This is a genomic window from Endozoicomonas sp. ALC020, assembly GCF_049275935.1.
Taxonomy (GTDB): Bacteria; Pseudomonadota; Gammaproteobacteria; order Pseudomonadales; family Endozoicomonadaceae; genus Endozoicomonas_A.
On the sequence record NZ_CP184830.1, the window covers coordinates 1,734,598 to 1,761,168 of the forward strand.

28 protein-coding genes are annotated in these 26,571 nt (G+C 46.2%); 16 read left to right on the top strand and 12 right to left on the bottom strand.

What is annotated here, in order from left to right; all coding sequences use genetic code 11:
- The first annotated feature begins 50 nt into the window (after positions 1-50).
- The 4 genes from ACOJUO_RS05745 (at position 51) to ACOJUO_RS05760 (ending at position 5,135) form a co-directional block, all read left to right on the top strand.
- Complete coding sequence (locus ACOJUO_RS05745) at positions 51-782, top strand: lipopolysaccharide kinase InaA family protein (RefSeq protein WP_422135778.1); 732 nt, start codon at positions 51-53, stop codon at positions 780-782.
- 994 nt (positions 783-1,776) lie between these two features.
- The gene (locus tag ACOJUO_RS05750; protein ID WP_422135779.1) at positions 1,777-3,198 is read left to right on the top strand and encodes a cytidylyltransferase domain-containing protein; all 1,422 of its coding nucleotides are present in this window, start codon (positions 1,777-1,779) and stop codon (positions 3,196-3,198) included.
- Between the two features lie 5 nt (positions 3,199-3,203).
- On the top strand, positions 3,204-3,743 hold the full coding sequence (gene eda, locus ACOJUO_RS05755; protein WP_422135780.1) for a bifunctional 4-hydroxy-2-oxoglutarate aldolase/2-dehydro-3-deoxy-phosphogluconate aldolase: 540 nt from the start codon (positions 3,204-3,206) through the stop codon (positions 3,741-3,743).
- Positions 3,744-4,100: 357 nt separating this feature from the next.
- Positions 4,101-5,135 (top strand): polysialyltransferase family glycosyltransferase, encoded by a 1,035-nt coding sequence (locus ACOJUO_RS05760; RefSeq protein ID WP_422139213.1) that lies wholly within the window; start codon positions 4,101-4,103, stop codon positions 5,133-5,135.
- A 196-nt stretch (positions 5,136-5,331) separates the two neighbouring features.
- Here the strand turns inward: ACOJUO_RS05760 and ACOJUO_RS05765 are convergent, their stop codons facing one another.
- Positions 5,332-6,414 carry a Fic family protein gene (locus tag ACOJUO_RS05765; RefSeq protein WP_422139214.1) on the bottom strand — a complete coding sequence of 361 codons (1,083 nt, stop codon included), beginning with the start codon at positions 6,412-6,414 and terminating at the stop codon, positions 5,332-5,334.
- Between the two features lie 152 nt (positions 6,415-6,566).
- Positions 6,567-7,946 (bottom strand): argininosuccinate lyase, encoded by a 1,380-nt coding sequence (gene argH, locus ACOJUO_RS05770; RefSeq protein WP_422135783.1) that lies wholly within the window; start codon positions 7,944-7,946, stop codon positions 6,567-6,569.
- A gap of 255 nt (positions 7,947-8,201) precedes the next feature.
- Between argH and ACOJUO_RS05775 the strand changes: the two genes are divergently transcribed.
- Together ACOJUO_RS05775 and ACOJUO_RS05780 are read left to right on the top strand one after the other, a co-directional pair.
- Positions 8,202-9,302 carry a sensor histidine kinase gene (locus ACOJUO_RS05775; RefSeq protein ID WP_422135784.1) on the top strand — a complete coding sequence of 367 codons (1,101 nt, stop codon included), beginning with the start codon at positions 8,202-8,204 and terminating at the stop codon, positions 9,300-9,302.
- Positions 9,280-10,014, top strand: coding sequence for a LytR/AlgR family response regulator transcription factor (locus tag ACOJUO_RS05780; protein ID WP_422135785.1), 735 nt, complete (start codon positions 9,280-9,282; stop codon positions 10,012-10,014). Before ACOJUO_RS05775 ends, ACOJUO_RS05780 begins: the two co-directional genes overlap by 23 nt.
- Before the next feature lie 18 nt (positions 10,015-10,032).
- Here ACOJUO_RS05780 and ACOJUO_RS05785 read toward each other — a convergent pair whose 3' ends face one another.
- Complete coding sequence (locus ACOJUO_RS05785) at positions 10,033-10,524, bottom strand: DUF29 domain-containing protein (protein WP_422135786.1); 492 nt, start codon at positions 10,522-10,524, stop codon at positions 10,033-10,035.
- A 177-nt stretch (positions 10,525-10,701) separates the two neighbouring features.
- Here ACOJUO_RS05785 and hemC point away from each other — a divergent pair, with 177 nt between their 5' ends.
- From hemC to trmB, 9 genes are all read left to right on the top strand, one after another.
- Positions 10,702-11,622 (top strand): hydroxymethylbilane synthase, encoded by a 921-nt coding sequence (hemC, locus tag ACOJUO_RS05790; protein WP_422139215.1) that lies wholly within the window; start codon positions 10,702-10,704, stop codon positions 11,620-11,622.
- A gap of 13 nt (positions 11,623-11,635) precedes the next feature.
- A complete protein-coding gene (locus ACOJUO_RS05795) occupies positions 11,636-12,412 on the top strand; it encodes a uroporphyrinogen-III synthase (protein ID WP_422139216.1) in 777 nt (258 codons plus the stop codon).
- Positions 12,409-13,755, top strand: a complete 1,347-nt coding sequence (locus ACOJUO_RS05800; protein ID WP_422135789.1) for a uroporphyrinogen-III C-methyltransferase — start codon at positions 12,409-12,411, stop codon at positions 13,753-13,755. The genes ACOJUO_RS05795 and ACOJUO_RS05800 overlap by 4 nt, the downstream gene beginning before the upstream one ends.
- Entirely contained in the window at positions 13,752-14,999 is a 1,248-nt protein-coding gene (locus ACOJUO_RS05805; protein WP_422139217.1) for a heme biosynthesis HemY N-terminal domain-containing protein, read from the top strand. The genes ACOJUO_RS05800 and ACOJUO_RS05805 overlap by 4 nt, the downstream gene beginning before the upstream one ends.
- A complete protein-coding gene (locus ACOJUO_RS05810; RefSeq protein ID WP_422135791.1) occupies positions 14,996-15,376 on the top strand; it encodes a DUF423 domain-containing protein in 381 nt (126 codons plus the stop codon). The genes ACOJUO_RS05805 and ACOJUO_RS05810 overlap by 4 nt, the downstream gene beginning before the upstream one ends.
- A 56-nt stretch (positions 15,377-15,432) precedes the next feature.
- Positions 15,433-15,915, top strand: a complete 483-nt coding sequence (locus ACOJUO_RS05815) for a DUF29 domain-containing protein (RefSeq protein WP_422139218.1) — start codon at positions 15,433-15,435, stop codon at positions 15,913-15,915.
- A 66-nt stretch (positions 15,916-15,981) separates the two neighbouring features.
- Complete coding sequence (locus ACOJUO_RS05820; RefSeq protein ID WP_317144599.1) at positions 15,982-16,440, top strand: hypothetical protein; 459 nt, start codon at positions 15,982-15,984, stop codon at positions 16,438-16,440.
- A 6-nt stretch (positions 16,441-16,446) separates the two neighbouring features.
- Positions 16,447-16,959 carry a hypothetical protein gene (locus tag ACOJUO_RS05825; protein WP_422139219.1) on the top strand — a complete coding sequence of 171 codons (513 nt, stop codon included), beginning with the start codon at positions 16,447-16,449 and terminating at the stop codon, positions 16,957-16,959.
- An 81-nt stretch (positions 16,960-17,040) separates the two neighbouring features.
- On the top strand, positions 17,041-17,757 hold the full coding sequence (trmB, locus tag ACOJUO_RS05830) for a tRNA (guanosine(46)-N7)-methyltransferase TrmB (protein ID WP_422135793.1): 717 nt from the start codon (positions 17,041-17,043) through the stop codon (positions 17,755-17,757).
- Positions 17,758-17,805: 48 nt separating this feature from the next.
- On the opposite strand, the gene ACOJUO_RS05835 is transcribed toward trmB, so the two are convergent.
- The 7 genes from ACOJUO_RS05835 to ACOJUO_RS05865 form a co-directional block, all read right to left on the bottom strand.
- Positions 17,806-18,135, bottom strand: coding sequence for a DUF3392 family protein (locus ACOJUO_RS05835; protein WP_422135794.1), 330 nt, complete (start codon positions 18,133-18,135; stop codon positions 17,806-17,808).
- A gap of 83 nt (positions 18,136-18,218) precedes the next feature.
- Positions 18,219-19,358, bottom strand: coding sequence for a radical SAM family heme chaperone HemW (hemW, locus tag ACOJUO_RS05840; RefSeq protein ID WP_422139220.1), 1,140 nt, complete (start codon positions 19,356-19,358; stop codon positions 18,219-18,221).
- Positions 19,359-19,430: 72 nt separating this feature from the next.
- Positions 19,431-20,051: an XTP/dITP diphosphatase gene (locus ACOJUO_RS05845; protein ID WP_422139221.1), complete on the bottom strand. Its 621-nt coding sequence runs from the start codon at positions 20,049-20,051 to the stop codon at positions 19,431-19,433.
- On the bottom strand, positions 20,048-20,524 hold the full coding sequence (locus ACOJUO_RS05850) for a DUF4426 domain-containing protein (RefSeq protein WP_422139222.1): 477 nt from the start codon (positions 20,522-20,524) through the stop codon (positions 20,048-20,050). The genes ACOJUO_RS05845 and ACOJUO_RS05850 overlap by 4 nt, the downstream gene beginning before the upstream one ends.
- Before the next feature lie 4 nt (positions 20,525-20,528).
- On the bottom strand, positions 20,529-21,131 hold the full coding sequence (metW, locus tag ACOJUO_RS05855) for a methionine biosynthesis protein MetW (RefSeq protein WP_422135798.1): 603 nt from the start codon (positions 21,129-21,131) through the stop codon (positions 20,529-20,531).
- Entirely contained in the window at positions 21,128-22,285 is a 1,158-nt protein-coding gene (gene metX, locus ACOJUO_RS05860) for a homoserine O-succinyltransferase MetX (RefSeq protein WP_422135799.1), read from the bottom strand. Before metX ends, metW begins: the two co-directional genes overlap by 4 nt.
- 253 nt (positions 22,286-22,538) lie before the next feature.
- Entirely contained in the window at positions 22,539-22,766 is a 228-nt protein-coding gene (locus ACOJUO_RS05865; protein WP_317144591.1) for a hypothetical protein, read from the bottom strand.
- A 533-nt stretch (positions 22,767-23,299) separates the two neighbouring features.
- On the opposite strand from ACOJUO_RS05865, the gene ACOJUO_RS05870 reads away from it, so the two are divergent.
- Complete coding sequence (locus tag ACOJUO_RS05870) at positions 23,300-23,533, top strand: cell division protein ZapB (protein WP_317144590.1); 234 nt, start codon at positions 23,300-23,302, stop codon at positions 23,531-23,533.
- Between the two features lie 173 nt (positions 23,534-23,706).
- Here the strand turns inward: ACOJUO_RS05870 and ACOJUO_RS05875 are convergent, their stop codons facing one another.
- Positions 23,707-25,608 carry an ATP-binding cassette domain-containing protein gene (locus tag ACOJUO_RS05875; protein WP_422139223.1) on the bottom strand — a complete coding sequence of 634 codons (1,902 nt, stop codon included), beginning with the start codon at positions 25,606-25,608 and terminating at the stop codon, positions 23,707-23,709.
- Positions 25,609-25,875: 267 nt separating this feature from the next.
- Positions 25,876-26,346 (bottom strand): hypothetical protein, encoded by a 471-nt coding sequence (locus ACOJUO_RS05880; RefSeq protein ID WP_422135801.1) that lies wholly within the window; start codon positions 26,344-26,346, stop codon positions 25,876-25,878.
- Between the last annotated feature and the right edge of the window lie 225 nt (positions 26,347-26,571).

Genomic DNA, 26,571 nt, shown 5'->3' on the forward strand with positions numbered 1-26,571 from the left:
TACTCTCGCTTCAGCAGATTGTCTGAGCCAATAAGCAAAAAAGCCGTTCTATGCAGCCTAACTTTGAACACGATGTTTCCCAACTTGAAAACAATATCCTACCTAAGAATTGGGAGTGGGTCAGCTGTTCCAAACAGGCCAAAATGGCACGCTATAACGGCAGTCCTGCTTGTTACTTCAAAGAGTTTATTCCCAAAAGCAATATGGAGATTCTGAAGTCTAAATTCAGGGGCACTCGCTGTGAAATATGGGTGAAACAGGCCAGGATTGCGGAGGATGCGGGCTTTGAAATTCCGGAAATATTAGCATTTGGGGTGCTCAAAAATAAGAATCACTATTTAATTACTGCAGCGGGCCCGAGCGGCTCTGTCTCTGAATACCTGACGAAAAAACCTGAAAATGATGAACCCATGCGTCAAGAGTGGATCAAAGCTTTTGGCCGCTATATTGGTCAGATGCACAAAGCCGGTATTGTCCATGGAGACCTGCGCGCAGGCAATATTTTGATGGAACCTGGCATGCCTTCACGTTTTGTCATGATCGACATCGAGCGCAACAGCTATCACTCTCTGGTGCCTCTTTCACTGGTGAAAAAGAACCTGGTGCAGTTGATTAAGAGAATATCCTTCAAACATTTTACTGCTAAGGATAGAGCCCTTTTTTTCAGGCACTATAACCTTGCTTATAAGCGATTTGATAAAAACGCTCAGAAAGCACTCGCCTTTGAAGTAATCAGGCTTGTAAAAAAACAAAATCTTTGGGGCGGCAGCAAAAACGTATAGAAGTACATGCCTTCAGCCCTTGGGAAATGGGTTGATCATTCTTACTGCCACTTTGGAGTATGCAAAATAAGTTTCTCTGACGTGCAATGACCTCAGCCAAATCAAAACTGAGAACTTCCCTAGACCGTGTTATTCTGAATCACACGACAATCGTCAACGCTCGTAGCCTGCCTGAAAAAGACCATCTCAAACGAAACCACTACGCATACATACAAGTAAAAGCACCGAAGATCAAATATGAGACCGGCAATTGTGGCATTATTTATACGGTCCTGACCAATAAAAAGCACATCAATACCTATTGAAGCCAAAGATCAAGCATATATAATGCTGGCGTAGCACCCTCGTGCGGTAGCTACGTCTAAATTCCGGAAAAAATCAGGGAGAATTTATGAAAACCCTGAAACCAGTGATCTATAGCTTGTATTTGCTTTCTTATTCATACATCTATGCTCATATACCTGCAACGCCAGGATAAGACCTCTACATGAATGCTCACGACTTGATTTCACAATTCTCTATTATCAAGCCGGGTACATTGACACATCGAGAATAAACTTCACTGAAAGCTTAATGTCGTGATCAGAGAAGGTGGCTGTCGAATTCGGAGAATGTTGGAGCAAAAATTTTGGTCGGCTTTAGACATATTACAGTCAATTTTTTCAACAATACAAAACCTCATAAAGCAGGCCTGATGAGAAAACAAAAGAAAGTCACTATAGGTAGAAGCGATCTGGAAGAAGTCATTGCTACACGAGCACTTTCATGATTTAACGTGGAACAATGAGATATTGCAGATTATGAATCGCAAGGGTGGTTACTGAAAGAATACCTGTGTTTAAAGCTTTTTCATTCTCTGAAAGTAAAGGCTGTTCTGTATTAATGTTCGAAGAACCGAGTTTAGTTAATAACCTTAAAGGGCTGAAAAATAAAAAATTAATAGAGTCTCGTTATCTAATCCGTATTAATGTCTGAGAGTAAAAAGGTTAAAAGTATGTATAAAGATTATGATCTCGGAGTAGTAATACCTGTCCGCTTAGGTAGCTCCCGCGTATCGCAAAAAGCACTTCTTCCCGTAGGTCCAGATAACATCCCACTATTAGCCTGGAAAATACGACAACTTAAGAAAGTCATTTCACCTGAGAATATATATATCAGCACCGAATCTGATGAGTTGAAAACAATTGCTCTTGATGAAGGAGTAAAAATTCATCATCGTGAATTTCATCTGGCTGACGGTCACAAGGCATCCTTTAGTGACGTTATTGTAGGAGTAGTAAAAGATATTCCCCATGAGCATATCGCTTGGGTAACCTGTGTTGTACCCTTAATGAGTCCTCAGGAGTATTTGCAGGGCTTTCGAGAATACAAAGAGCATGTGCTCCCTGTAAATACTAAGTTTGACAGTTTGGTTTCGGTAAACTTACTGAAGGAGTACTTCTGGGATGATGATGGAGCGTTAAACTATAAGGCAACTAAAGAACATACCATCAGTCAGAATTTGCCAAATATTTACAGGGTTACAAATGGCCTATATATGTCAAGCAAAGAAAATATGCTCAAGAACGAATATATATTAGGAGTCAGACCTTATAAGTCCTGCGTTTCTAAAATTGCGGGCATCGATATTGATGAATATGAAGACTATGAAATAGCTCGTGATCTGATTGGCATTTATAAGTCTAATGAGAAAAAAGTTCTTGCCGATAAAATGGTCTTCCTTGACTTTGACGGAGTGATTTTTGACTCAGCTATTGAAGCTTACGCTGTTGCAATGATCACCTCGGGAAAAGCAGAAAATTTAAATGATATTGATATTAATAGCGATCATGCAAAAGCCTTTTTATCTCAACGCTATCAAATAGGCCCTGCATGGAACTATTACTATTTACTAAATGCCATTGATCAGAAACTGGTTGAACAATTTTCTCAATTCTTGCCAGACCAGCCAGGCACTGAAGCCAAAGAGTTTATGGCAAGCTTCTTTGCAGTCAGAAAAAATCTCAGAAAAAACAACTGGGATAACTGGCTGGCTCTTAATAAGCTCTATGAAGGCTCGAGAGGTTTCTTGGACCTGCTTGAGAATTATGAAAATTCCTGCATTGTCACAACAAAAGACAGAGAAACAGTTCAAGCTCTATTGCAAACAAATGGTGTTAGCCGGGAAGTCAAAATATATGATGCTTCCGATTATGAGAAACACGGTTGTAAATCCCGTTTGATTGATGGACTTATCAAAGAAAATAGTGTCAACAAGGCAATTTTTGTTGATGATTCATACAAACATTTGGAGAAGTGTAATTGGGTCAGCAATCTGGAAGTCGTTCATGCTCGCTGGGGCTATGTTGCTCCCGATCTATATCAGGATAACAAATTCGAAGTTCTTAATAAATTAACGGCCATGCTGCAGGAGTAAAGTTGATGGATTATTTGAATGGTCAGATTGTTGCTGTACTTATTATTAATGAGCTAAAAGGCTTGAAGATTAGAATTAATAAACTTATTGAGAATGGCTATTCTGTTTTTGAAGTGACTTTAAGAACTGATTGCGCATTTGATGCGATACGAAAGATAAAAGAAGACTTTCCAACAGTTAAAGTAGGAGCAGGTACAATCCTTTCGGAGCAGCAGGCAGAACAGGCTGCTTACGCTGGTGCCGATTTTGGTGTTGCACCGGGATTTAATATCACCGTTGCAAAAAAGGCGAAAAGTCTCAATCTGCCTTTTATTCCTGGTGTTGCAACACCTTCTGAGATTGAAACTGCACGAGAAAATGGTTACAAGCTGCTTAAGCTTTTTCCGGCCAAAGTTCTGGGGGGAGTAAACTACTTGAAAGCACTGTCAGGTCCCTATAAAGACGTGAAGTTCATGCCTACAGGTGGTATTACACAGAAAACAGCTCAAGATTATCTGGGTTTGCGAAATGTTGACTGCATCGGTGGAACCTGGATGAATGAATAACTTATTAGATACTATCTTAAAAAGCACACATTAAGCGACTTCGGATCTATTCTGACGTTACAGAGAGAAAACTGGGCCGCTTATTTAATTTTTCTTAGCCACAGACAGCAGATATAACTTATCTCAGATAAGAATCTATAAGACGCTGGAGAATAATTTGCATTGGTTACTGGAATTTTTTTCAAAAGATCAATCACCAGTAAAAAAGGCAGAAAAAAACAATGCCTCAATGAAACAACCTATTCATAGCTTATATTTCTATTTCTTATAATAGAAAAAAACCACTTAATTAGATTACTAAATTTCTCCAACCTTCTTATCAAAAACAACTCAATCTACAGAATGCATTAATCTACCATGAAAACAAATGACTCATTAATCAACATCTTCTTCATCAACTCATCATTCCAACTTGTTAGTTCAATACTGATTGCTAAAGACACTAGTTCTTTTTTCTTCTGCTTTAAGAAACAAAACTATGAAGCAGCAAAGGACTATGGGTTAAAAAATGTTTTTCTTCTAAAATACCGAGAAGCTTCAAAATTTGCACGAAAGTTGTCTACCCGAGAAAATATAAGATTCATTTTTTCAATAATTAAAGATAACAATCCTAAATCTATAAATTTCCATTCAACTTCAATATCTAGCACAAGATACAATTATTTCATTGCAGCTTCAAAGAAGAACTTCCCAGAAAAGAAAATAACATTTAATATAATACCTGACGGCACTCATAACTTGGTAATCCATCCCCTTTCAAAAAACAAGTTAAAACGCGTTAATAAAAGAAAGAAGTCTCTCATTGATAAAGCAGTCGGTCTAAAATACACGCCTTTTAAGGAAGACAGACATGGGATGTTAAGCAACAAGGTATCCCATATTTATACTATTCCAGGAACGTCAGAAAGCTTACCGACAGAGAAGAAAAAAGACCTCCCACCCTTTACAACCGAGTTTTCAATATCACCCAATAATCAATCCTCTAGGTCTGCACTCATCATCGGCCAACCTCTAACCAACTGGGGTATTACTGATGAAGCCTCCTCAAAAGCTATTAGCCAGAACCTTATTAGTTATCTGTGTTCAGAAAATATAAAAGACGTACTATTTATCCCACACCCAACAAATAGGAGTGACAAAAAAATAGAGTTTTGCTCAGAAGATTTTAAAATATACTCAGGTTCATCCCCCATTGAGTTATTGATGATAAAAAACCAATATGATTATGTCATCGGTTTCTCCAGCACAGCACTCATCACAGCCAAGCTTATTTATGGAAATAGCAACAAAATAGTCTGCATTGGTAAGGATTTATTTAACTACAAAGAACATCCCATGCTTAAAAAAATAGTTTCTCATTTTAAAGAGATAGGTGTAGATTGTATGCCTTAAGCTAATTAGTTGTACGTGAGGAATACACTATAGACAGTTTATTCCTCACCCTATCGGCTAATGGAAAGTCGTTACCCCGTCTAACCATCTTCACAGCCAACCTCACCTGCCCAAACGCAGTCCAGCCAATATTATCTCTCGAACAGCCCGCTCCAACGTTAAACTAACACCCCCTCGCCAGAGAATTGCTCTCCAATCACTGACCAATATTCAGAAACAGTGTAACCAGAGGTTCGTTAATATAATAATTGCTTCGCCCCATTTTTTGTTTGTTCAAAAACCCCTTGTCACACAGCTGATTCAGATATTTGGTGGCAGTCAGTCGGCTGACATTCAGTTCTTTTTCAATAAACTCTATTTTTGTATAAGGGTGGCAGAACAGATGGTTGAGCAGATCCTGGCTGTAAATTTTGGGAAGTTCTTTACGCATTCTATGCTTTACAGCCTGCATCCGGTTTTTTATTTCATCAATCAGAGTTGTGGTTTCTTTTGATGTTTCTGACACGGCTTCAAGCATGAACAGTAACCAGCCTTCCCACTCCTCATGGTCTCTCACTGCTTGTAATCGTGAGTAGTACTCAGCCTTGTTGCGAATAATATAACGGCTTAAGTAGAGCACTGGCAGGTCCAGTAACTGTTGAGTAACCAGGTAAAGGATATTGATGATTCGACCTGTTCGGCCATTCCCGTCGTAAAATGGATGAATACTCTCAAACTGGAATTGGATAACCGCCATTTTTACCAGCGGATCGTTGTCTGAAAGCTCATGGTCGTTGAGATAAGCCACCAGGTTTGCCATCTGTGACTCAACCTTTTCCGGATTTTGAGGAGGGGTATAGACGACTTCACCCGTAGAGGTGTTTTTTAATTCAGTTCCAGGCAGTTTGCGTAAGCCTGCCCTGTTTTCTTCCAGTGTTTGCTGAATATCGAGAATATCCTGAAAGCGAAGCATCCCTGTTTTCCTGACGGTGTTGAAGCCACGACTCAATGCTCTGGCGTAATTTTTAACTTCTTTGGTTGCAGGGCTGTAGGGTGACACTGTCAGGTCGTTTTTAAACAGTTCATCATGAGTTGTGACAATATTCTCCACTTCTGAGCTGTCTTTGGCTTCCTGAAGCGTCAGGGTGCTGACCAAAATGGTTTCATTAGGAATGGAGCGAACTACACCTTTCAGTTCTGCCAGATGCCGGTGAGCTAAAGCCAGTTTTTTTAATACCTGCCGTGTTTCCAGCTCATTTTCTCTGGGCAGGGGAAGCTCTTCCGGTTGATAAGGGGCCACAGTTACTCCCAATATGTATAGGAAAGTGCCGTTTTCTATACAGGTTATCAGAACATGTATAGAAAACCGATATTCTCTATACATATTTGTTGGATCTGTATAGAAAAACAGGACTTCTTATACATGTTCAGCGCTCAGGCAAATGAAGGAAATTACTGACTTAAAGCCTGCTTCACAGCCAACCTCACCTGCTGCGGCGCAGTCCCGCCTATATGATCCCTCGCAGCAACAGACCCTTCCAGCGTCAACACATCAAACACATCTTCCTTAATAGAGTCTGAGAAGACCGTGAGTTCTTCCAGAGTCATCTCCGACAAGTCCTTGTTCTTCTCAATGCCGTAGGCCACTGCTTTGCCAACCACTTCGTGGGCGTTGCGAAATGGCACGCCCTGTCTGACCAGGTAGTCTGCCAGATCGGTCGCGGTGCTGAATCCGCGGCGAGCCGCCTCTTTCATGTTTTCTTTCCTGGACTGGATGTGTGGAACCATATCGGCAAAGGCTCGCAGGCAGTCTTTTAGGGTATCTACGGTATCAAACAGTGGTTCCTTATCTTCCTGATTGTCTTTGTTGTAGGCCAGTGGCTGAGATTTCATCAGCGTCAGCAGGCTAACCAGGTGACCATTCACCCTTCCTGTCTTACCTCTTACCAGTTCGGGGACATCCGGGTTTTTCTTTTGGGGCATGATGGATGAACCGGTACAGAAACGATCGGGCAGATCAATAAAATTAAACTGGGCTGATGTCCAAAGTACCAGCTCTTCCGACATACGCGACAGGTGCGTCATCAGCAGTGCACCCACCGAACAAAATTCTATGGCGAAGTCCCTGTCGCTGACAGAGTCCAGTGAGTTTCTGGATGGGCGATCAAAACCTAAAGCCTTGGCAGTGAATTCACGATCAATCGGATAGGTTGTGCCTGCCAGTGCAGCTGCTCCCAGAGGCGATACGTTAACCCGCTTTCTGCAGTCCTGTAGACGTTCGCTGTCTCTTACCAGCATTTCATACCAGGCCATCAGATGATGTCCAAATGTCACGGGTTGTGCGGTTTGCAGATGAGTGAAGCCCGGCATAATGGTGTCAGCTTCCTGCTCTGCCAGATTCACCAGACCTGTCTGCAAACGTTTTAACTCATCACCTATATGGTCAATTTCTTCCCTGAGCCACAGACGAATATCGGTCGCTACCTGATCGTTTCTGGAACGGCCGGTGTGCAGTTTCTTACCCGCATCACCAATTCTGTCTGTCAGTCTGGCTTCAATATTCATATGAATATCTTCCAGCTCGATAGACCAGTCGATGTTGTTGTTTTCTATATCTTTCAGAATGCTTTCGAGCCCATCCAGAATGGCTGACAGCTCATCCTGGCTCAGAATGCCTGATTTTTGCAGCATTCGAGCATGAGCCATCGAGCCTTCTATATCGTGACGATAAAGGCGACGATCAAAATCAATGGAGGCGGTGAATCGAGCAACAAATGCATCCACACCCTCGCTGAACCTTCCGCCCCACTGCTGATTGCTGCTATCAGACATGTTCTACCTCTTTCTTTGTTGGCTCATGGCTGTTGGTTAGCTCATGGCTGTTTTGCGTTCTGCAGGCTGATTTCTTGATGCCAGCAGCATCATTGTTCTGATTTTTATAGCCAGCCTGTGGATGACTGAAGCTGGCTGCGGCATTATAAGGGTAACCGGGTAATTTTACATAGCGCACCCAACCAAATAAGAATAATTATTCTATTTTTGTGAATTTTTATAAATTTTCAAATACCAGAGACAGGATGCTCCCTCTTGCCATTTAAAACCACCAGGAACCAGGATGAAGACGACTTTTTCCTGCCGGATTTATGCTCTCCCGGTGCCGTCTTTATGTTGGTTCTGGTCTCTGAGCTTTTTGTCCTTATTCAGGTACTCACTTTGCCCGGCCCGGGTGATCTTGACTGGAACCGTCTGGCCATGACTTCCATGTTTGTCCAGTGGATCTCTCTGGTCTCAGGTGCTGTTCTTTGCCGACTCAGGCCCATTCTGAAGCGTCAGAAGCTGACAGTTATCATCAGCAGCTGTCTTGGCGTCGTGGCTACCACCACGCTGATATTCACGCTCGCAGCCCAATGGTTTCTGTGGCGGGATGCTTTTATTGACACCTACCCGGAATGGACCCAGCTGATCAGACATGTCACTGTTGCCCTCATCATCACAGCCATGCTGCTGCGCTATTTCTATGTTCAACAGGAAGCCAGAAAAGAGCAGAAAGCCAGCCACACCGCTCGCTTTGAGGCTTTGCAGGCTCGAATCCGCCCTCACTTTCTTTTTAATTCGATGAATATCATTGCCAGTCTGATTCATATTGACCAGGACAAGGCCGAGCAGGCCGTTGAAGATTTATCGGACCTCTTTCGCTCCAGCCTTCAGGATCATGGCAAGAATATTACCCTGAGTCGGGAAATCGAGCTCTGTCAGCGCTATTTAAGAATTGAGCAGCACAGGCTGGGAGACCGTCTGCAGACCCGGTGGAATATTGAGTTAACCCCTGAAGAGGTTGACATTCCGCCCCTTACTCTGCAGCCCATTGTTGAAAATGCGGTTTATCATGGCATCCAGCCACTGGAAAAAGGTGGCACTGTGAGTGTAGATATTCGCAGGAGCAACGATAACATCACTATCAGAGTCCGAAACCCGGTCCAGAGTAGCCCTTCCAGTTTTGCCAAAGGGGCTCAGGGTAATCAGTTGGCTCTGGCAAATATCCGCTCCAGACTGAATATGCTTTTTGGTAACAAAGCCAGTGTAGAAGCTCAGCTGTTTGAGGGTGAGAGTGGAAATACCCAGGAGTTTGAAACATTGATCACTTACCCTTACGGTGGCGATAACCATGAACATACTGATCACCGATGATGAACCGCTGGCAAGAGACCGTCTGCGACATTTGTTGGGACGTTTAGAAGGCTTTCAGGCTCTGGAGTACGATGCAGGTAATGGCATTGAAGCCCTTGAGCTTTGTCGTAAATACCAGCCAGACATTGTCTTGATGGATATTCGTATGCCTGTTATGGGAGGCCTGGAGGCGGCCGCTCATATCAGCAAGCTGGAGCGTCCACCTGCTATCATTTTCTGCACCGCTTATGACACTCACGCCATTGAAGCTTTTCAGGTTCAGGCGGTTGGCTATCTGCTGAAGCCTGTCAAGCTTGAAGATCTGCAACAAGCGCTGACCGGAGCCGCTAAAGTTAATCGATTACAGCTGGCCAGCCTCAAAGATGATCTGAATGATAACGCCCGCAGCCATATCGCAGCCAAGACGCTCAGAGGGATAGAGCTGGTTCCTCTGGATGATATCTACTACTTTATGGCGGACAGCAAATACATCACGGTCTATCACAAGAACGGTGAAGTGCTCATTGATGACCCACTGAAAGACTTGGAGTCCGAGTTTAGTTCCAGATTTGTTCGAATCCACAGGAACGCTCTGGTGGCCAGAAAAGCCATAGAGAGGATGATTCGTGACGAGCAGGGTCATTACTCTATCCAGCTCAGTGGTGTCGAAAAGCTTCTTTCAGTAAGCCGTCGGCATGTGCCACTGATGAAGAAGTTTATGCAATCACTGTGAGGCCTACGGGTGCCAGGCTTAACTGAGCCTGGCTTGTGGTAAAAAGTCTTCGCCCATAACCTGCTCAAGTGTCCATGGGCAATCTTCGGGGAAGTCTTTCGTGGTAAAATGTCTTGAATCCACATAACTGTTTAACCCCTTGGCAGCCAATATTCGGGCCTGCTGGTAAGCCTCAAGGTAGATAGCCTGTTGCTTTGACTGCAGGTTGGGATTATCTGCCAGGACCGCTGCTGCGGCATACCTCTGAATTTGAATTGTATCCACCCAGCTGCGAAACCAATGATCCATATCCCTGAGGTCATTGACCTGATTCTGCTGAAAGTCCCATTTTAACAAGTGGCTAAGTAGCTGAATAAGGTGTCTCTTGAAAGCTCTTGGCTCACTCTTTCCCATATCAGCTAACTCTTCCAGCAAATTTCCAAGATCAAGCTCATCAAAACGCCTGGCAGCCAGCAGCTTTTTCTGTTCTTCAATCCAGAGCATGTAATCGGTTTTATAAAGGTCTGTCATAAGCGCCTCCACTGGAATAACAAGCTAGTTGCTATTTTAACCTCCGGCAACTGCCTTCAGGAAAAGTAACGGTTGGTCACAACTACAGACTATCGTATTATCCCAGTCTTCATAGGACCACTCAGCCATCGTTGCCCTTTTTTGTAGATTGAAAGTTTATTGATTGAAAGCCTCCCCATGAAAACCATCCGCATCGCGACAAGAAAAAGTGCCCTGGCCCTCTGGCAGGCTGAATACGTAAAAGAGCGTCTGGAGTACTTTCACCCGGGTATCCGGGTGGAGCTGGTAAAGATGACCAGCAAGGGTGATCGGATTCTGGATTCACCTCTGGCCAAAATCGGTGGCAAAGGCCTGTTTGTAAAAGAATTGGAAACGGCTATGCTGGAGAGCAGGGCTGATATCGCCGTTCACTCCATGAAAGACGTACCTATGGAGTTTCCAAAAGGGCTCGAGCTGGGTGTTATCTGCCCTCGCGAAAACCCACTGGATGCATTTGTTTCCAACACCTACAACCAGCTGAGCGATCTGCCTGAGGGCGCCATCGTGGGTACATCCAGCCTGCGCCGCCAATGCCAGATCCTTGCAAAAAGACCGGATCTAAAGATTGAATTCCTGCGGGGCAACGTTAACACACGTCTGGCCAAGCTGGACGATGGCCAATACGACGCCATCATTCTTGCAGCGGCAGGATTGATCAGGCTGGGGATGAAAAATCGGATCAAATCGGCCCTGCCTCCTGAACTCAGTCTGCCAGCGGCGGGTCAGGGTGCAGTGGGTATTGAGATTCGTTCTGACGATGAATCGATCAAACAGTTTCTGGCCCCATTGCATCATGAAGAAACTGCAACACGAGTCCTTGCAGAAAGAGCCATGAACCGAAAATTAAATGGCGGCTGTCAGGTACCCATTGGTTGCTACTCTGAACTCATCGACGACCAGCTCTACATCCGGGGCCTTGTGGGTCAACCGGATGGCAAAGTCATACTGAGCGCAGAAGTCTATTGTGCACCTTCCGATGGTGAGAAAGGCGGGGTCCGGCTGGCAGAATCCTTGCTGGCACAGGGTGCAGACCGAATTCTCGCAGAGTTGCTGCATTAATGTGAGCCGTGTCATGATAAACAGCCGTGAGATAAGGGCTTTGGTTACCCGCCCCAGGGAGCAGGCAGAGCCACTGGTTGCCATGATTCAGAACCAGGGGGCCATGGCATGGTCTTTACCAATGATCCAAATCCAACCGCTGGCAGAGAGCCAGACACTGCGAGACCGGATTTTACAGCTCGATCAGTACAGTAAAGTCGTTGTGATCAGTCAGAATGCCGCCAGGCTGGGTCTGGAACATATAGAGAACTACTGGCCACAAATGCCTTTGAAGATCCACTGGTATGCCGTCGGCCCAAAAACACGACGATGGCTTAAGAGTAATGGCATTGATGCGACTTACCCGGAGATAAGACAAAAGCCCGGTGACAGTGAAGCACTGTTGCGACTGGAGAGCCTTCAGCAGGTCAGCGGAGAAAAAATACTGATTCTGAAAGGAAAAGGTGGTAGAGAACTGCTGGAGAACACCCTCAGAAATCGGGGAGCCCAGGTGGATTGCCTGGAACTTTATGAACGCCAGAAGCCCGATTACCCGGAAGATTATCTGAACAGGCTGATCAAAGATCATGCTATTAATGTCATACTGACCAGTAGTGGTGAGATTCTGGCCAATACCGCAGACTACCTTTCTCCGGCTTTAAGCCAGGAGTGCCGTCTGGTGGTTCCCAGCGATAGAATTGCCAGAATGCCAGAGGCTCAAGCATTCAAACGGGTTTATACCGCTCGCGGCGCCGACAATCACGCCATGATCTCGGTACTGAACCTGATTAACAGCGAAGGGTTAACGTGAGCAAGAAAGATCAGAACGCCAGTAAACTCGAGCAGACCGAACCGAAAGAACTGGCCAGGTCAGCAGGGCCTTCCAAAAAACAGGAAAGCAAGCCAACTTCAGCAGGCTCCAGAAAACAGCCTCAAAAATCAGCATCAAAGCCAGGACGAAAGCTGTCTGTCCTGGCCGTGTTGCTTGCAATCATTGCACTGGGATTGAGCGGCGGTTTAGGTTGGCGGCTCATTCATTGGGAGCAGAAACAACCCTCCCTTATTGAGGGGCAGGAACAGCAGCAAACCCAGATTGCGCGACTTCAGGCCAGGCTCGCTGAAATAAACAGTGATCTCACGCCTATCAAAACCGAACTGAGCGAACAGGAAAGTCGAAGTGAACGTTTGCTCAGTCGCACCGACAGCCTGACCAAAAACCTTCAGGAACTCACCGGTAGCAGTCTGGATGGCTGGAAGCTGGCAGAAGTAGAATACCTGCTCAGTCTCGCTAACCAGCGTCTGCTCATGTCATCTGATATCCAATCAGCCAAAGCTCTCCTTAACAGTGCTGACAAGATGCTGCTTGAGTTGGACAACTATAATTTGTATCCCGTTCGGGAAGCACTGGCAGAAGATATAGCTTCTCTCAACAGTCTCCCGGATCTCGATCAGGAAGGGCTCTACCTGAAGCTTGAAGCGCTCACCCGGCAGATTGACCAATTGCCCCTGATGGAAAAAAAGACCCTGCAACAACCTTTAGCAACCGTATCAAAATCTTCTGACATGCCATCCGCAGGCACTCCATCTACAGAAACTGCCAAGTGGCAGACTGTCGCCCTCTCAATGCTGAATAATACCTGGGAGAGCTTTGTCAGCCTGTTCAGGTTCACTCCGGATCGCGATCAGAAAATCACCTCACTACTGACACCCCAAGAGAATATTATCATTCGCCAAAACCTACAGTTGATGCTGGAGCAGGCCAAGTTGTCAGTCCTCTCCAGAGACCAGGCTATCTACAACAGTAGCTTGCAACAGGCTTCAAACTGGATAGAAAAATACTTTCCCCTTTCAGGGTCTCAGGCGACCGCAATGCTGGACGAGCTGAAGGTTTTAGACAAAATCACCGTAAAACCTGTAACCATCAATATCAGCCGTGCTTTGAGCTTGCTGAAATCCAGCCAGTTAAACGATACCCCGGAGAATAAAAAAAATACGACAGGACAAACTGAATCTGCACAGAGTGCTCAGACTGTCCAGAACAGTCCAGCCGAAAAAGCACCTGAAGTGACTGACCAGACAACCACAGAAAACCGGACAGAACATTCTCAGCCCTCAGAAGCACCTGCTAATTCTTCAGAGGAGCCCCGGAAATGAAGAGTTTTATCATCTTCCTGGCGATTCTGGGCATTACTTTTGGTCTGGCAAATACCATGATCAGTGACAGCGGCTATGTGCTTATCTCTTACAACACGACTACGTTCGAAAGCACACTGTGGGGACTGTTTCTACTGATAGGTCTTGCCATAGGTGCGTTATGGCTTGTCTGGATTATCCTGAAACTGATTTTCGACGTCACTGGTTTTATCTATCCAATGACTTCGGGCGCCAAAGAAAGGCGAGCCCGTAAATTAACAACCCGCGGCTTTGTCGAGTTCACTCAGGGACACTGGAAAAAAGCTGAGCGACTGCTTTCGCAGGCAGCGGACTATGGCTCGTCACCGTTACTGAATTATCTTGCTGCCGCCCGAGCGGCTCATGAAAATGATGACCCTGAAGCCTCTGCCGAATACCTTCGCCGAGCCGATCACAAGGAGCCCGGTGCAGAGTTGGCTATTGGTATTACCCAGGCTCAGCTGCAACTGTCATCGGGTCAACTGGAGCAGGCACTGGCCACTCTGACCAAGCTGCACAAGCAGGTTCCACGACATTGCTACGTCCTGAAGATGCTGAAGCAGGTTTATACCCGTCTGAATGACTGGCAATCACTTGCAGCCTTGTTACCCAAGCTGAAAAAGCAAAAAATCGTTTCCGATAAAGAGTATCGCACCACTGAGCTTCAGTGCTTTGAGGCCCTTTTCAATCAAGCCTTTAACAATGGCCGCAGTTTTACCTCTCTGGAGCAGAAAATAAAACCTGCAACTCAAATCTGGAACAGTTTGTCGTCCAGTCAAAAACACAACTCTGCCATGATCTATCGATATGCGAAGTGCCTGACAGATCTGGGAGCAGAAGAGAAAGCAGAAGCTCTGCTCAGAGAAAACCTGAAGAAACACTACTGCAGCGACATGGCTCTGCTCTACGGCAAGATTAAGGGCAGGGATGTGAAGAAGCAGCTGCATTTTGCCGAAGCCATGCTCAATGAAAGACCTAACGACGCCGACCTGCTACTGACCCTGGGTCGTCTGTCTCTCCGTAATGAACTCTGGGGTAAAGCCAGGGAATACTTTGAAGCCAGCCTGAGACTCAGCAAACGGATTGATACCTATAACGAGTTGGGCCGCCTTATGGCTCATATGGATGATCATGAAAAAAGCTCTCTGTACTTTCAGGAAGGATTGAGACTTGCAGCGGGGAGTGTTGTTGATCTGTTGCCGACAAAAGTTACGGATAAAAAATGACCCGACTCTACCTGTTACCCGGTGCCCTCTGTGGTTTTTTGTCTGTGGCTCTGGGCGCATTTGGGGCCCATGCTCTGAAAGATCAGCTGTCCGAACGCTACATAGACGTTTGGGCAACAGCGACGGATTACCAGTTCTACCACAGTCTGGCTCTGGTTCTTGTTGCCGTTCTTGCCCTCCACTTCAAAGACTCCAGAAAGCTGAGATGGAGCGCCAGACTGTTTCTCGCGGGTATCATCCTCTTTTCCGGTAGCCTGTATATTCTTGCCATCACCGGAATTGGCTGGCTGGGTGCGATCACCCCACTGGGTGGCATCTCGTTGATGCTGGGTTGGCTTTTTCTGGCCATCTTTGCTGTCACCGAACTTTATGATTAATGTTTTTGATGCTCCGGTACTTTTTGCCTACATTAGGAAGTTCATGGAGGTGATTTATGGATAATCTTTACGAGACAGACTTTTACCAATGGGTTCAGAAGCAAAAACAGCTATTGATTAACCGCCAGTTTGACCAGCTTGATTTGGAAAACCTCATTGAGGAAGTAGGGGATATGGGTAAGAGTGAGCCAAGATCGATAGAGTCTCACTTGACTACCCTTCTCCTTCACTTATTGAAATATGAATACCAAACCTATCAACTGGAGGATAGATGGATAGCTGAAATGGTCGTCCATACCTGGTACCCCAGCATGGATAATCCCAGGCGTGAAATACGAAAATTACTCAAACAAAGTCCGTCTCTTCAGCCCAAAACCAGCCAGTTGATGCATGCTGCCTACGCAGAAGCCAGAATCGATGCGATCAAACAGATGAACAGGTACATCAAGCAAAAGAGCAGAAAACTCAATGCCAGCAGCTTCCCGGATGATTGCCCCTGGACTTTTGAGCAAATAATGGGAGACGACTGGCTACCTTGATCCGGTTGTTGAAGGGAGACGTGAGCATTGCTTTTTGATTGATCCAGACTCCACAGGAGGTCAACCATGTCACTGAGTATTAATCTCGTTAAATACGAGGCAGCCAATGATGGAAAGCTCTACGAAACCAATGCTGACCTCATTGAAACAGCTTTTGTCACTTCATCCTTACTCGAGGAATTAAAGAATCAATTTTCCTTAGCAGAAAAGAATATCTTTGAAGCTCTAGGTTCTGAAGATCACTATTCAATAGACTGCTTTAATGACTCGGATGTTGAAGCCGCTATCAGAAAGCTGGAAGAAATTTTTTTATCCATTTTAAAATCAGATGGAAAAAAGTTACATGGCAAGATGGAACCTGATGCCCCTGAAAACCTCCCTTCCAAGTACTCTGACCCCATTAGCTCAGAGGATATTGAAGACTCAATTAGCCGTTTTAGAACACTCACCAACTTGATAAACGTGTTCAAGTTAAAGCACGACCAGTTCAGAAAGGATGACTCCGCTGTACTCAAGGTTGGATAAAGGTTCATGAGTAAAAATAAAGGTAAGGACGGTGAAATGAGAGTCCTTATAACGCTCGCCAATATTGTTAAAACTGAAGAAGACTGCGATGTCACCCGACACACAAATACGAATACCGCCGATGGTGGTGCGGATTTAGTCCTGGAGCACCCTGAAGGCTTACTCTCATATCTGCATAGAGTTGCAGCCGGGGATGAAAATTTGCAATCGCCAGACTTGTCCAGAGCCCCAAGAGAAAAAACAAGAATTGATGTAAAAACAACGGATAGAAAACTGTCCCCTGACACCATAGTGAAGTTTGCTGGGGATATAAAGCGAAATCCTGACTGTAATGGTCATGTACTCATGGGAGGATCAGGACTGTCAAATAAAGCCAAATCTGATCTTGAAGAAATCAAAACTGCCTATGAAGAAGTTGGAAAAACTGTGCTATATATTTCGAACAAAGGCACAGAGAACCTTGAACACCATTACGGCTTACTGCCTGACCATTCAGATGACAATAAAGAGCAAACCTGAATCCGGTAGCCAAAGGTTTCCAAGTCAACACAGTTTAGGTATCTTACGCCGACTTTTTCATTTGCAGATTATGTACCTCTCATGACCAGCTCAGTTGATCCTGATCACACCCCCGATCCGACTAAACGTCGGGAAATCAAAAGTTTTGTCCTGCGCGCAGGTCGTATGACCACAGGGCAGCGTCGTGGCTGGGATGAATGCTGGGACAAGTGGGGTCTACAGAAAGAAGACGGGCCATTAAACATCAGTGAAGCCTTTGGCCGGGAGGCACCTGTCGTATTGGAAATCGGTTACGGCATGGGACTGTCACTGGTGGCTATGGCAAAAGCCGAAAGCGACAAAAACTTTATCGGTATTGAGGTTCACCGCCCGGGAGTTGGCAGTCTGTTGAATGAATCCCAGCTGGCAGGCGTCACCAATGTTCGCAGCTATTGCGATGATGCCGTTGAAGTGCTTCGCGACTGCATTGCCGACGGCAGCCTGTCCAGAGTTCAGATTTATTTCCCTGATCCCTGGCACAAAAAGCGTCATCACAAGCGTCGCCTGATTCAACCCAAATTTATTGCAGCCATCAGACCGAAACTGGCGTTGGGTGGCGTTATTCATCTGGCCACAGACTGGGAAAACTACGCCGAACAAATGATGGACGTCATGACGGCCGCTGAAGGGTTTAAAAATCAGGAAAGTGAAGGTCAATACGCACCAAGGCCAGATTTCAGACCGCTGACCAAGTTTGAAAAGCGCGGTCACAGGCTGGGTCACGGCGTTTGGGATCTGCTGTTCGAAAGAACGGAATAAACCTTACCCCATCCGGAAGGGGCAGAGTTTCAATCGCTGCTCCTCTTCTCAATGCCCCAGCTTCTCCGACAATATCCCGACACAGACTGCGATTACCAGCAATACCGGAGCGAGAGTGTAATGATTGAAGTAGCCCAGTAAATTGCCGAGCCACTGTGGCACAAAATAGAAGATGGCGCCAAACAGGGCAAGATTCAAAACAGCTCTTGCAGGGATTCTCACCGCAGCGTGCAGCCGATTCATCCAGCCACTGCTCCATGAGGCAATAAAACGCCCCACAAATGCCACGGCTACCGCTGTCAGAGCCATAGCGATGACACCAAGATGCTCACGAGCCAACTTTGACAGAAAAATAATGCCGTCTGTTATCCATTCCATAGTTCACCCTCCGTTTTGAGTGCGTAAACAATTCGCAACAGATTCCAAAAAAATGGCGTCCAGTCGCTACCTGAGCGAGAAAATCACCCATCCGTAAACAAAGCCAACAGATCATTCAGAAAGAGTCGCCCCTGCTTTGTTGGCTGTAGTCGATCCTGCTCCAGCAAACCTTTTTCAATCGCCAGCTGACATTGAACGTCTATGTCAGAAAGTGCCATTCCGGTTCTCTGCACAAACAATGAGTGATCAACCCCCTGGTTAAGACGCAGAACATTCATCATAAACTCAATCGGCAGATCATCCCTACCCAATATCCTGCTGCCCGATTCAAAGGGTTTGTCCATTGCCAGATAATCGGAAGGCATCCTGGTTTTCCAGTTTCGATAAATCCTGCCCGTCTCCCGCTGGGTGATCTTGCCATGGGCCCCTGCACCAATACCGATATAGTCACCAAACTGCCAATAGTTCAGATTATGTTTTGCCTGCTTGCCGGGTCGGCTGTAGGCCGAAATTTCATACTGCTGATAGCCCGCCTCTGCCAGTAAATCCCACCCTTCTTCCTGGATCGACCAGAGGGTATCATCCTCTGGCAGGATGGGCGTTTTTGAATAGAAAACCGTATTGGGTTCAATGGTGAGCTGGTACCAGGAAATATGAGTCGGTTCCAGTGCAATGGCTTTTTCCAGATCTGACAGGCCATCCTGAATGCTTTGCCCGGGCAGTCCGTGCATCAGATCAATATTGAAGTTATCAAAGCCCATCCCCCTGAGGGACTCAATCGCTTTGCGTGCTTCTTCCGAACTGTGAATACGGCCCAGCACCTTGAGCTTTTCATCCTGAAAACTCTGAACCCCTAATGACAATCGGTTGATACCGGCTTTTCGATAATCTTTGAACCGATCATGCTCATAGGTGCCGGGGTTGGCTTCCATGGTGATTTCAATACCCGGCGAGAAACGGATTCGCTTTTCCAGCTCAGAGAGAAAACGATCAAAGCCTTTGGCAGACATCAAACTGGGAGTACCGCCACCAAAGAAAATCGTATGCAGGGCTCTCCCCTGGAGAGAACTCACTTCGCTGTCAAAGTCTTCCAACAAGGCGTCGACATAAGCTTCTTCAGGAATACCATCACTGAGTGCATGGGAGTTGAAGTCGCAATAGGGGCATTTTTTGACACACCAGGGGATGTGAACATAAAGACTCAATGGAGGGAGTTCGAGCATATCGAGAATCAGGTCAGGTGATTAAAGCAGCCAGATAACATCACCGGCCGCATAAAGAAAAAAAGTCGTCTATCAGGAGCCTTCTTTTAACTGCGCCAGAAGCTGTGCCATGGCTTTGGCCCGATGGCTGATACTGTTTTTCTGTTCCCGACTGAGTTCAGCCGCTGCGCAGTTGTAATCAGGTACATAAAAAAGCGGATCATAACCAAAACCCTGATTGCCTGCAGGCGACTCCAGAATGTAGCCTTCCCAGCTTCCGTGACAGATCACAGGGGTAGGGTCTTCGGCATGACGCATATAGACCAGCACGCTGTGAAAACGAGCGGTTCTTCGCTCTTTGGGTAATCCGTCCAGGCTCTGCAAAAGCTTCTGATTGTTGGCTTTGTCGGTGGCATCGTCACCGGCAAATCGTGCCGAGTAAATACCTGGCTGGCCATTCAGGGCATCCACTTCAATTCCGGAGTCATCAGCAATAGCTGCAAGACCTGAGATTTTTGCTGCATTTCTGGCCTTGATCAAGGCATTTTCTATAAAAGTCAGCCCTGTTTCCTCAACAGAATCTATACCGAACTCACTTTGAGCCAAGACTTCAAAGTCGAGCCCCGAGAGCATCTGCTGAAGCTCCCTCAGCTTGCCCTGGTTACCACTGGCCAATACCACTTTTTTTGGCTCTTTTTTTACCAACGAACTCACTGGCCGCCCTCGTAAAATTTCTGGCTGAACTGAATGGTATGACTCTGACTGGAACCTTCAGGGTGTACTTTGATGGTGAATTTTAGCATTTCTTCATTACTGAACCGGAAACCTGCCAGGTAATAGATGGCATCACCTTCTTTTATTTCCTTGAATTTCAGAGCTGACTGCTGACCCAGAAGGTTGGCGGCATTACCATCAAAAGAGGCTTTTACCGCCTTGCCTTCGTCGCTGTCCCTGACGTTTCTGATAACCATATTGACCAGACCATTTTTTGGGCCGCGCTCCAGATCATACGTTTTGGCTATGCCCGGCTGAATAAAGGTGCTGGGGAAGGCACTGTAATAGACTTCATAATCGCCAAATCGAGCCGGTTTGTCATTCATGACACGGGCTTCAGGCACCCCGGCAGCATGGGCTCCTGAAAAAACGGCAAGCGCCAACAGTAAACTAAGCAGCCTTACACAAGCCATGACTTCACTCTCCTCGAGTCAGATGATAGATAGCCACTTCTCCCATCAGATTGGGCAGCAGGCGGGTTCTCCAGCCTCCCCTGTTGGCGCTATCGGTTACCATACGATTGATGATCTTCAGCTTTTTCTGACGACAAAGATCTTCAAAATCCTTAAACGTGCAAAAGTGTATATTAGGCGTGTCATACCAGGTATAAGGCATAAATTTGGATACCGGCATTCTGCCCTTGGTAGCCAGATGCCAGCGGCAACGCCAGTGACCAAAGTTCGGGAAGGTGACAATGCATTCCCGACCCACTCTAAGCATTTCATCCAGTGCCAGATGAGGAAACTGCAGAGCCTGCAGAGCTTGAGTCATCACCACGGTATCAAAGCTTTGATCGCCAAAATTGCCCAAACCCTGGTCAATGTTTTGCTCAAGAACATTGACGCCGTTTTGAATACAATTCTGGATATTCTGTGGATTAATCTCCAGTCCATAACCCCTGACCTGCTTGTTTCTCCCCAGATCCGCCAGCAGAGCCCCCTCACCACAGGCCAGATCAAGAATCCGACTGCCCTGGCCAATCCAGTCACTGATGATGGCAAAATCAACACGGGTACTCATACGGCAGTCTCCTTGCATTCGTCAGCGACTCGTTTCATATAGCCTGAAACGGCATTCACGTATCGGGGAATGTTCATCAGGAAAGCATCATGGCCCTGGGGGGCATCCACTTCCAGGTAAGAAACCTGCTTGCCCGCCTTGAGAAGCGCATCGGTGATCTCTCTGGAACGCTCCGGGGAGAATCGCCAGTCGGTAGTGAATGAAACCAGCAAAAAGCGTGCTTTAGCCGGAGACAAAGCCTGTGCAAGATCATCATTAAACTTCCGGGCCGGATCAAAATAATCCAGAGCCCGGGTCATCAATAGATAGGTGTTGGCATCAAAGCTGCCAGAGAAATTTTCTCCCTGATAGCGAAGATAACTCTCTACCTGGAACTGAACACCATAGTCGAAACTGTACTCTTCATTCTTGAGTTCACGCCCAAACTTTTGTCCCATGGCGTCATCCGACAGGTAGGTAATGTGGCCTACCATCCTGGCCAGTCCCAGTCCGTTCTTGGGCAGGGTTCCTTCTTCAAGATATTGGCCATCCCGAAAGTTTTCATCGGAGCGAATGGCCTGACGAGCCACTTCATTAAAAGCAATATTCTGTGCCGACAGTTTCGGTGCAGAAGCAATAACAACAGCATGACGCAGTCGTTCAGGATAAGCCGTAGACCAGTAAAGCGTCTGCATACCGCCAAGGCTGCCACCCACAACGGCAGCCCATTGTCGAATACCCAGATGATCTGCCAGTCTGGCCTGACTCTCGACCCAGTCTTCTACGGTTACTATGGGAAAATCAGAGCCGTAAAGTTTGCCGGTTTGCGGGTTGATACTGGTTGGGCCTGTACTGCCATGACAGCCCCCGAGATTGTTCAGACTGACAACAAAGAAATGCCGGGTATCCAGAGGCTTACCCGGTCCAACAAAGTTATCCCACCAGCCAGGCTTGCGATCTTCCATGCTGTGGTAACCGGCTGCATGATGATGGCCACTGAGCGCATGGCAGATCAAAATACCATTACTCTTTTCGGTATTCAGCTCACCGTAGGTTTCAATTACCAGGTCATATTCGTTCAGGGTCTGGCCACAACTTAACTGAAGGGGCTGATCAAAATGAACCGTTTCGGGTTCGACCAGGCCCACCGAGTCAGGGGGAATAGTTTCTGGCATAGTTACTTATCTATCACTTGTTACCGTGAAACACTTTCCAGCACATCAAGTGATGAAAAACGGTTCTTTTGCTCATGGTGCTTTTTGCGAATTGTCCTCAGGTACGCACGAACATCAGACTGACCTCAGTCAGCCCGGAAGCACGATCTGCATTTACATTCGCAGCTGGGAAGTGTATCTATTTGGTGGGTAGTTGTCAGTACGCAAGCCCGGTATCACAAGAGACAGTTCAACCTGAAAATACTCATTGCCGTCATCGAGTGAGCAGAAAGCAGCGATCCAGGGCCAATTCCGTCAAAGCCAGCAGATGACTCAGAAAAACACCTTCTACCTGACGTGAAGAAAAGTAAAGATGCTGATCATGAATGTATTCGTCAACACTCTGATTACAGGTCAGGGAGATGTAAAAGGCCCTCATGGCCTCGTCTTCGACATTGAGAACAGAGACAATGGTTGCGTCAGGTAGTGCAGTTTCGCTCATGCAAAACTCCTTGAGGCATCTCACCTCATCGCACAGGACCCACTTGGCTGTCCTGTGCAACTCTGAAAAGCATCAAAATTTCTAACTGGCGTCATTAAAACTCCACCGGACCACGCCAAGGTCTCAATTACCGCGAACACGTCCCTGCTGTCCCGACTTTAGAGGCTGTCGCAAAAGCCTCTTTGGAAAAGAATTTGAAGAGACGATTGGTATGTCGGTAGCAGACTGCCCGGGCATTATAAAATGATCGTCGTTTTTAAAGCATTTCAGAAGCGATAGATTCAATTCAGAACAGAGTCATAAACATTCCCCTATCACTCGCAATCTTTTGTAATTACTTCGCAAGTATAGCCTGCATATAAGTAACTTATCTGAACTTAGCCAGAAGTATGTGCTATCGTAGAGCCAGTGCAAAAACCACCCTTAACTTGCACAGGTGCCTGCCGGACTGCTGCTTAAAGAACAGGCTGGCGGCTGTTGGTTACAGACAAGCTGATTTCGTCCGAACTATTCCTGGTGAAAAAGTAACAATTATGTCCATTGAATCCTTAGGCCAACTTGAAAACAAACTTCAGAACCTGATCGACAAACTTGAACTCACTCGAATGGAGCTAGAGGAATTGCGTTCAACCAATACCCGTCTGGAAGATGAAAACACTCATCTCAAACAGGAACTGAGCTCCTGGAGCGAAAGGGTGGGTAGTTTGCTGGGCAAACTGGACAGTGTATCCGACGAAGCTGAAGAAGTGGCATACGAGCAAGCATAATAAGGTCATACTTCAGATTCATGACCCGCTTTTCCGGAATGGAGTCCCTGCCCATTTTGCGCCAGGCAAAAAGGGTTGCGAGAAAGACTACGATCGATCTCTGAAAACTCCTACTCCTCTGTATGATATTCCCTGATTATGCCGCCTGATGATTATCAGGCGGCAAAAGATGCCTACTCACTTTCCATTGCTTCCAGTTGCTCCAGCGTTTCCATCCAATCTTCTTCGATTTGTGCAATCGTTTTTTTGTATTGAGCCTGCTGATCCAACAAAGATTTCAAACGCTCTTTTTCTGAACTTTCATAGAGTTCCGGACTGGCCAGTTCAGACTCCAAATCCGCCAGCATAGATTGTTGCTTCTCCAGTTTTTGCTCCAGAAACTCCACTTTCTTTTTCAGCGGCCTGAGTTGTTTGCGACGTTCTGCCTCAAGACGCTTCTGCTCTTTGCGGGCTTGTGCAGAGTGCGCCAATTGAACCGTTTCAGAAAGGGTTTCTGATTTATCTTCTTGGCGCTGCTGAGTCAACCAGAGGCTGTAATCTTCCAGATCACCTTGAAAAGCTTCAACCCGGCCATCATGAACCAGAAAAAGATCATCTGTAGTACTGCGCAGGAGACTACGATCGTGCGACACCAGTATCACGGCTCCTTCGAACGTCTGTAGAGCCATAGTCAGGGCATGACGCATCTCAAGATCAAGATGGTTGGTCGGTTCATCAAGCAATAACAGGTTAGGCTTTTGCCAGGCTACTATTGCCAATGCCAGCCTCGCCTGTTCACCGCCAGAAAAGCCTGCAATCGTTTCCAGGGCCTTGTCACCATGAAAACCAAAGCCACCCAGAAAGTTTCTCAACTCTTGTTCCCGCGCCTCAGGCGACATTCGTTGTAAATGAAGCAATGGGCTGGCATCGGCATCCAGCTTTTCCAATTGATGCTGGGCGAAGTATCCCACTCTCAGGTGCTCTCCATCATGCCTCTGGCCAGCTACCAGGGGTAACTCTCCTGCCAGTGTCCTGATCAGGGTTGACTTACCCGCGCCATTAGCCCCCAACAAACCGATGCGACTGCCAGGCAGGATATTCATTTTCAGTTTGATAAGTGTGCTGCCTTCATAACCCAGTTCGGCTTTTTCCAGGGTCAACAGCGGTGAAGATATTTTTTCAGGATCAGGAAAGCTGAAGCTGAAAGGCGAATCGACATGAGCCGGTGCTATTTTTTCCAGCCTGGCCAGCGCTTTCAAGCGACTCTGTGCCTGTTTGGCCTTGGTCGCTTTGGCACGAAACCGTTCAACAAACTTCTCCATGTGAGCACGCTGCTTTTGTTGCTTTTCAAAAGCAGCCTGCTGTTGCTGAAGACGTTCAGAACGCATGCGTTCAAAAGCAGAATAATTGCCACGATAGGTATTCAGTTTCTGATGCTCGATATGAAGGGTGATATCAATCACTGCATCCAGAAAATCACGGTCGTGAGAGATAATAATCAGTGTGCCCTGATAACGTTTAAGGAAACTTTCCAGCCAGACAATGGCATCCAGGTCAAGGTGGTTGGTTGGCTCATCAAGGAACAGTAAGTCTGAAGGACACATGAGGGTACGAGCCAGATTCAATCTCATTCTCCAACCACCAGAGAAATCTTTTACGCTACGCTCAATTTGTTCATGGGAAAATCCAAGACCATGGAGCAATTGTTCAGCGCGAGAACGCGCCGTATAGCCATCTGCCTGAAGCAGCTTTTCGTGAAGTTCAGCAAGATTGCCGTGCTCTTCGTCTCGTTCGGCACGCTCAATGGCTTTTTCTATTTTCCGAAGTGTCTCATCTCCATCCAACACATAATCGACGGCTCTCTGGTCCAGAGCCAGAACCTCCTGAGCCATGTGAGCAATCCCGCGACCGGTGTCGATACTGACATCGCCCTTGTCCGCTTGCAGGTTTCCCATAATTAGGGCCAGCAGACTCGACTTGCCACACCCATTGGCTCCTACCAGCCCAACATGCTGGCCGTGATGAATTATTGCACTGGTTTCTTCCAGCAAAACCTTGCCAGAGCGCAATAAACTGACTGAGTTCAAATTAATCATGGCGCGCATTATAAACACTGTTTCACTGGCATTCCTACGGGAATATCAAACCACTGCGGATACAGGGATTTCTATACAACGAGACGTTAATATCATGCAGAGTGGTCAGGCAATTCGAGGTCAAAATTCGGGTCAGGTTATTTCCAAAAAAGTGGCAACGGAATCATTGCCACAAAGAAGTACTCGCAGACAGATGGCGAGAGGGAGAGAGATATTTAGAATTATTGCAGGAGAGGCTTCCCTCTCCTGCATATACCGCTGTAGCGATTAGCTCTTGGCTTTTTTCTTGGCTGGAGCCTTAACAGCGGTCTTGCGAGCTGGGGCTTTTTTCTTAACTACAGCCTTCTTGGCTGCTGCTTTACGAGCCGGTGCCTTTTTCTTAGCAACCGTTTTTTTGGCAGCTGCTTTACGAGCTGGGGCCTTTTTCTTGGCAGTGGTTTTTTTCGCTACCGTTTTCTTTTTAGCAGCAGCCTTTTTAGCCGGAGCTTTTTTCTTGGCGTCAGCTTTGGCTTTTGTCTTTGCTTTCTTCAAAGACTCCTTAGCCTTATCCAATTTCTTCTTGAGTGCTTCAATTTCTTTTTCCAGTTTCTTAACCGGATCTACCTTGCGAGTGGTTTTTTTCGCTGCAGTTTTTTTAACGACTGGTTTTTTAGCTGCTGGCTTTTTTGCCACAGTTTTTTTAGCGGCTGGTTTTTTTACAGCCTTCTTGGCGGCTGGTTTCCTTTTAGCTACAGGCATTTGGTCATCCCTCGTCATTGCCTTTAGAAGTACTTCTATATAAAAGCTGAATAATTTATATCCAGTTTTAATTAGAAAATAGAGTGCTTATCACACGACTGCAAATTTTTTTATGCATTTTTTTATATAAAATTATTTTTTTTCCTTCAAAAAAAACTTGTCGTCTTTCGTTTTATCATCGGCGAAAGTCATTTAACCCTTTAATTTAAGGCCTTTTTGTAAAAG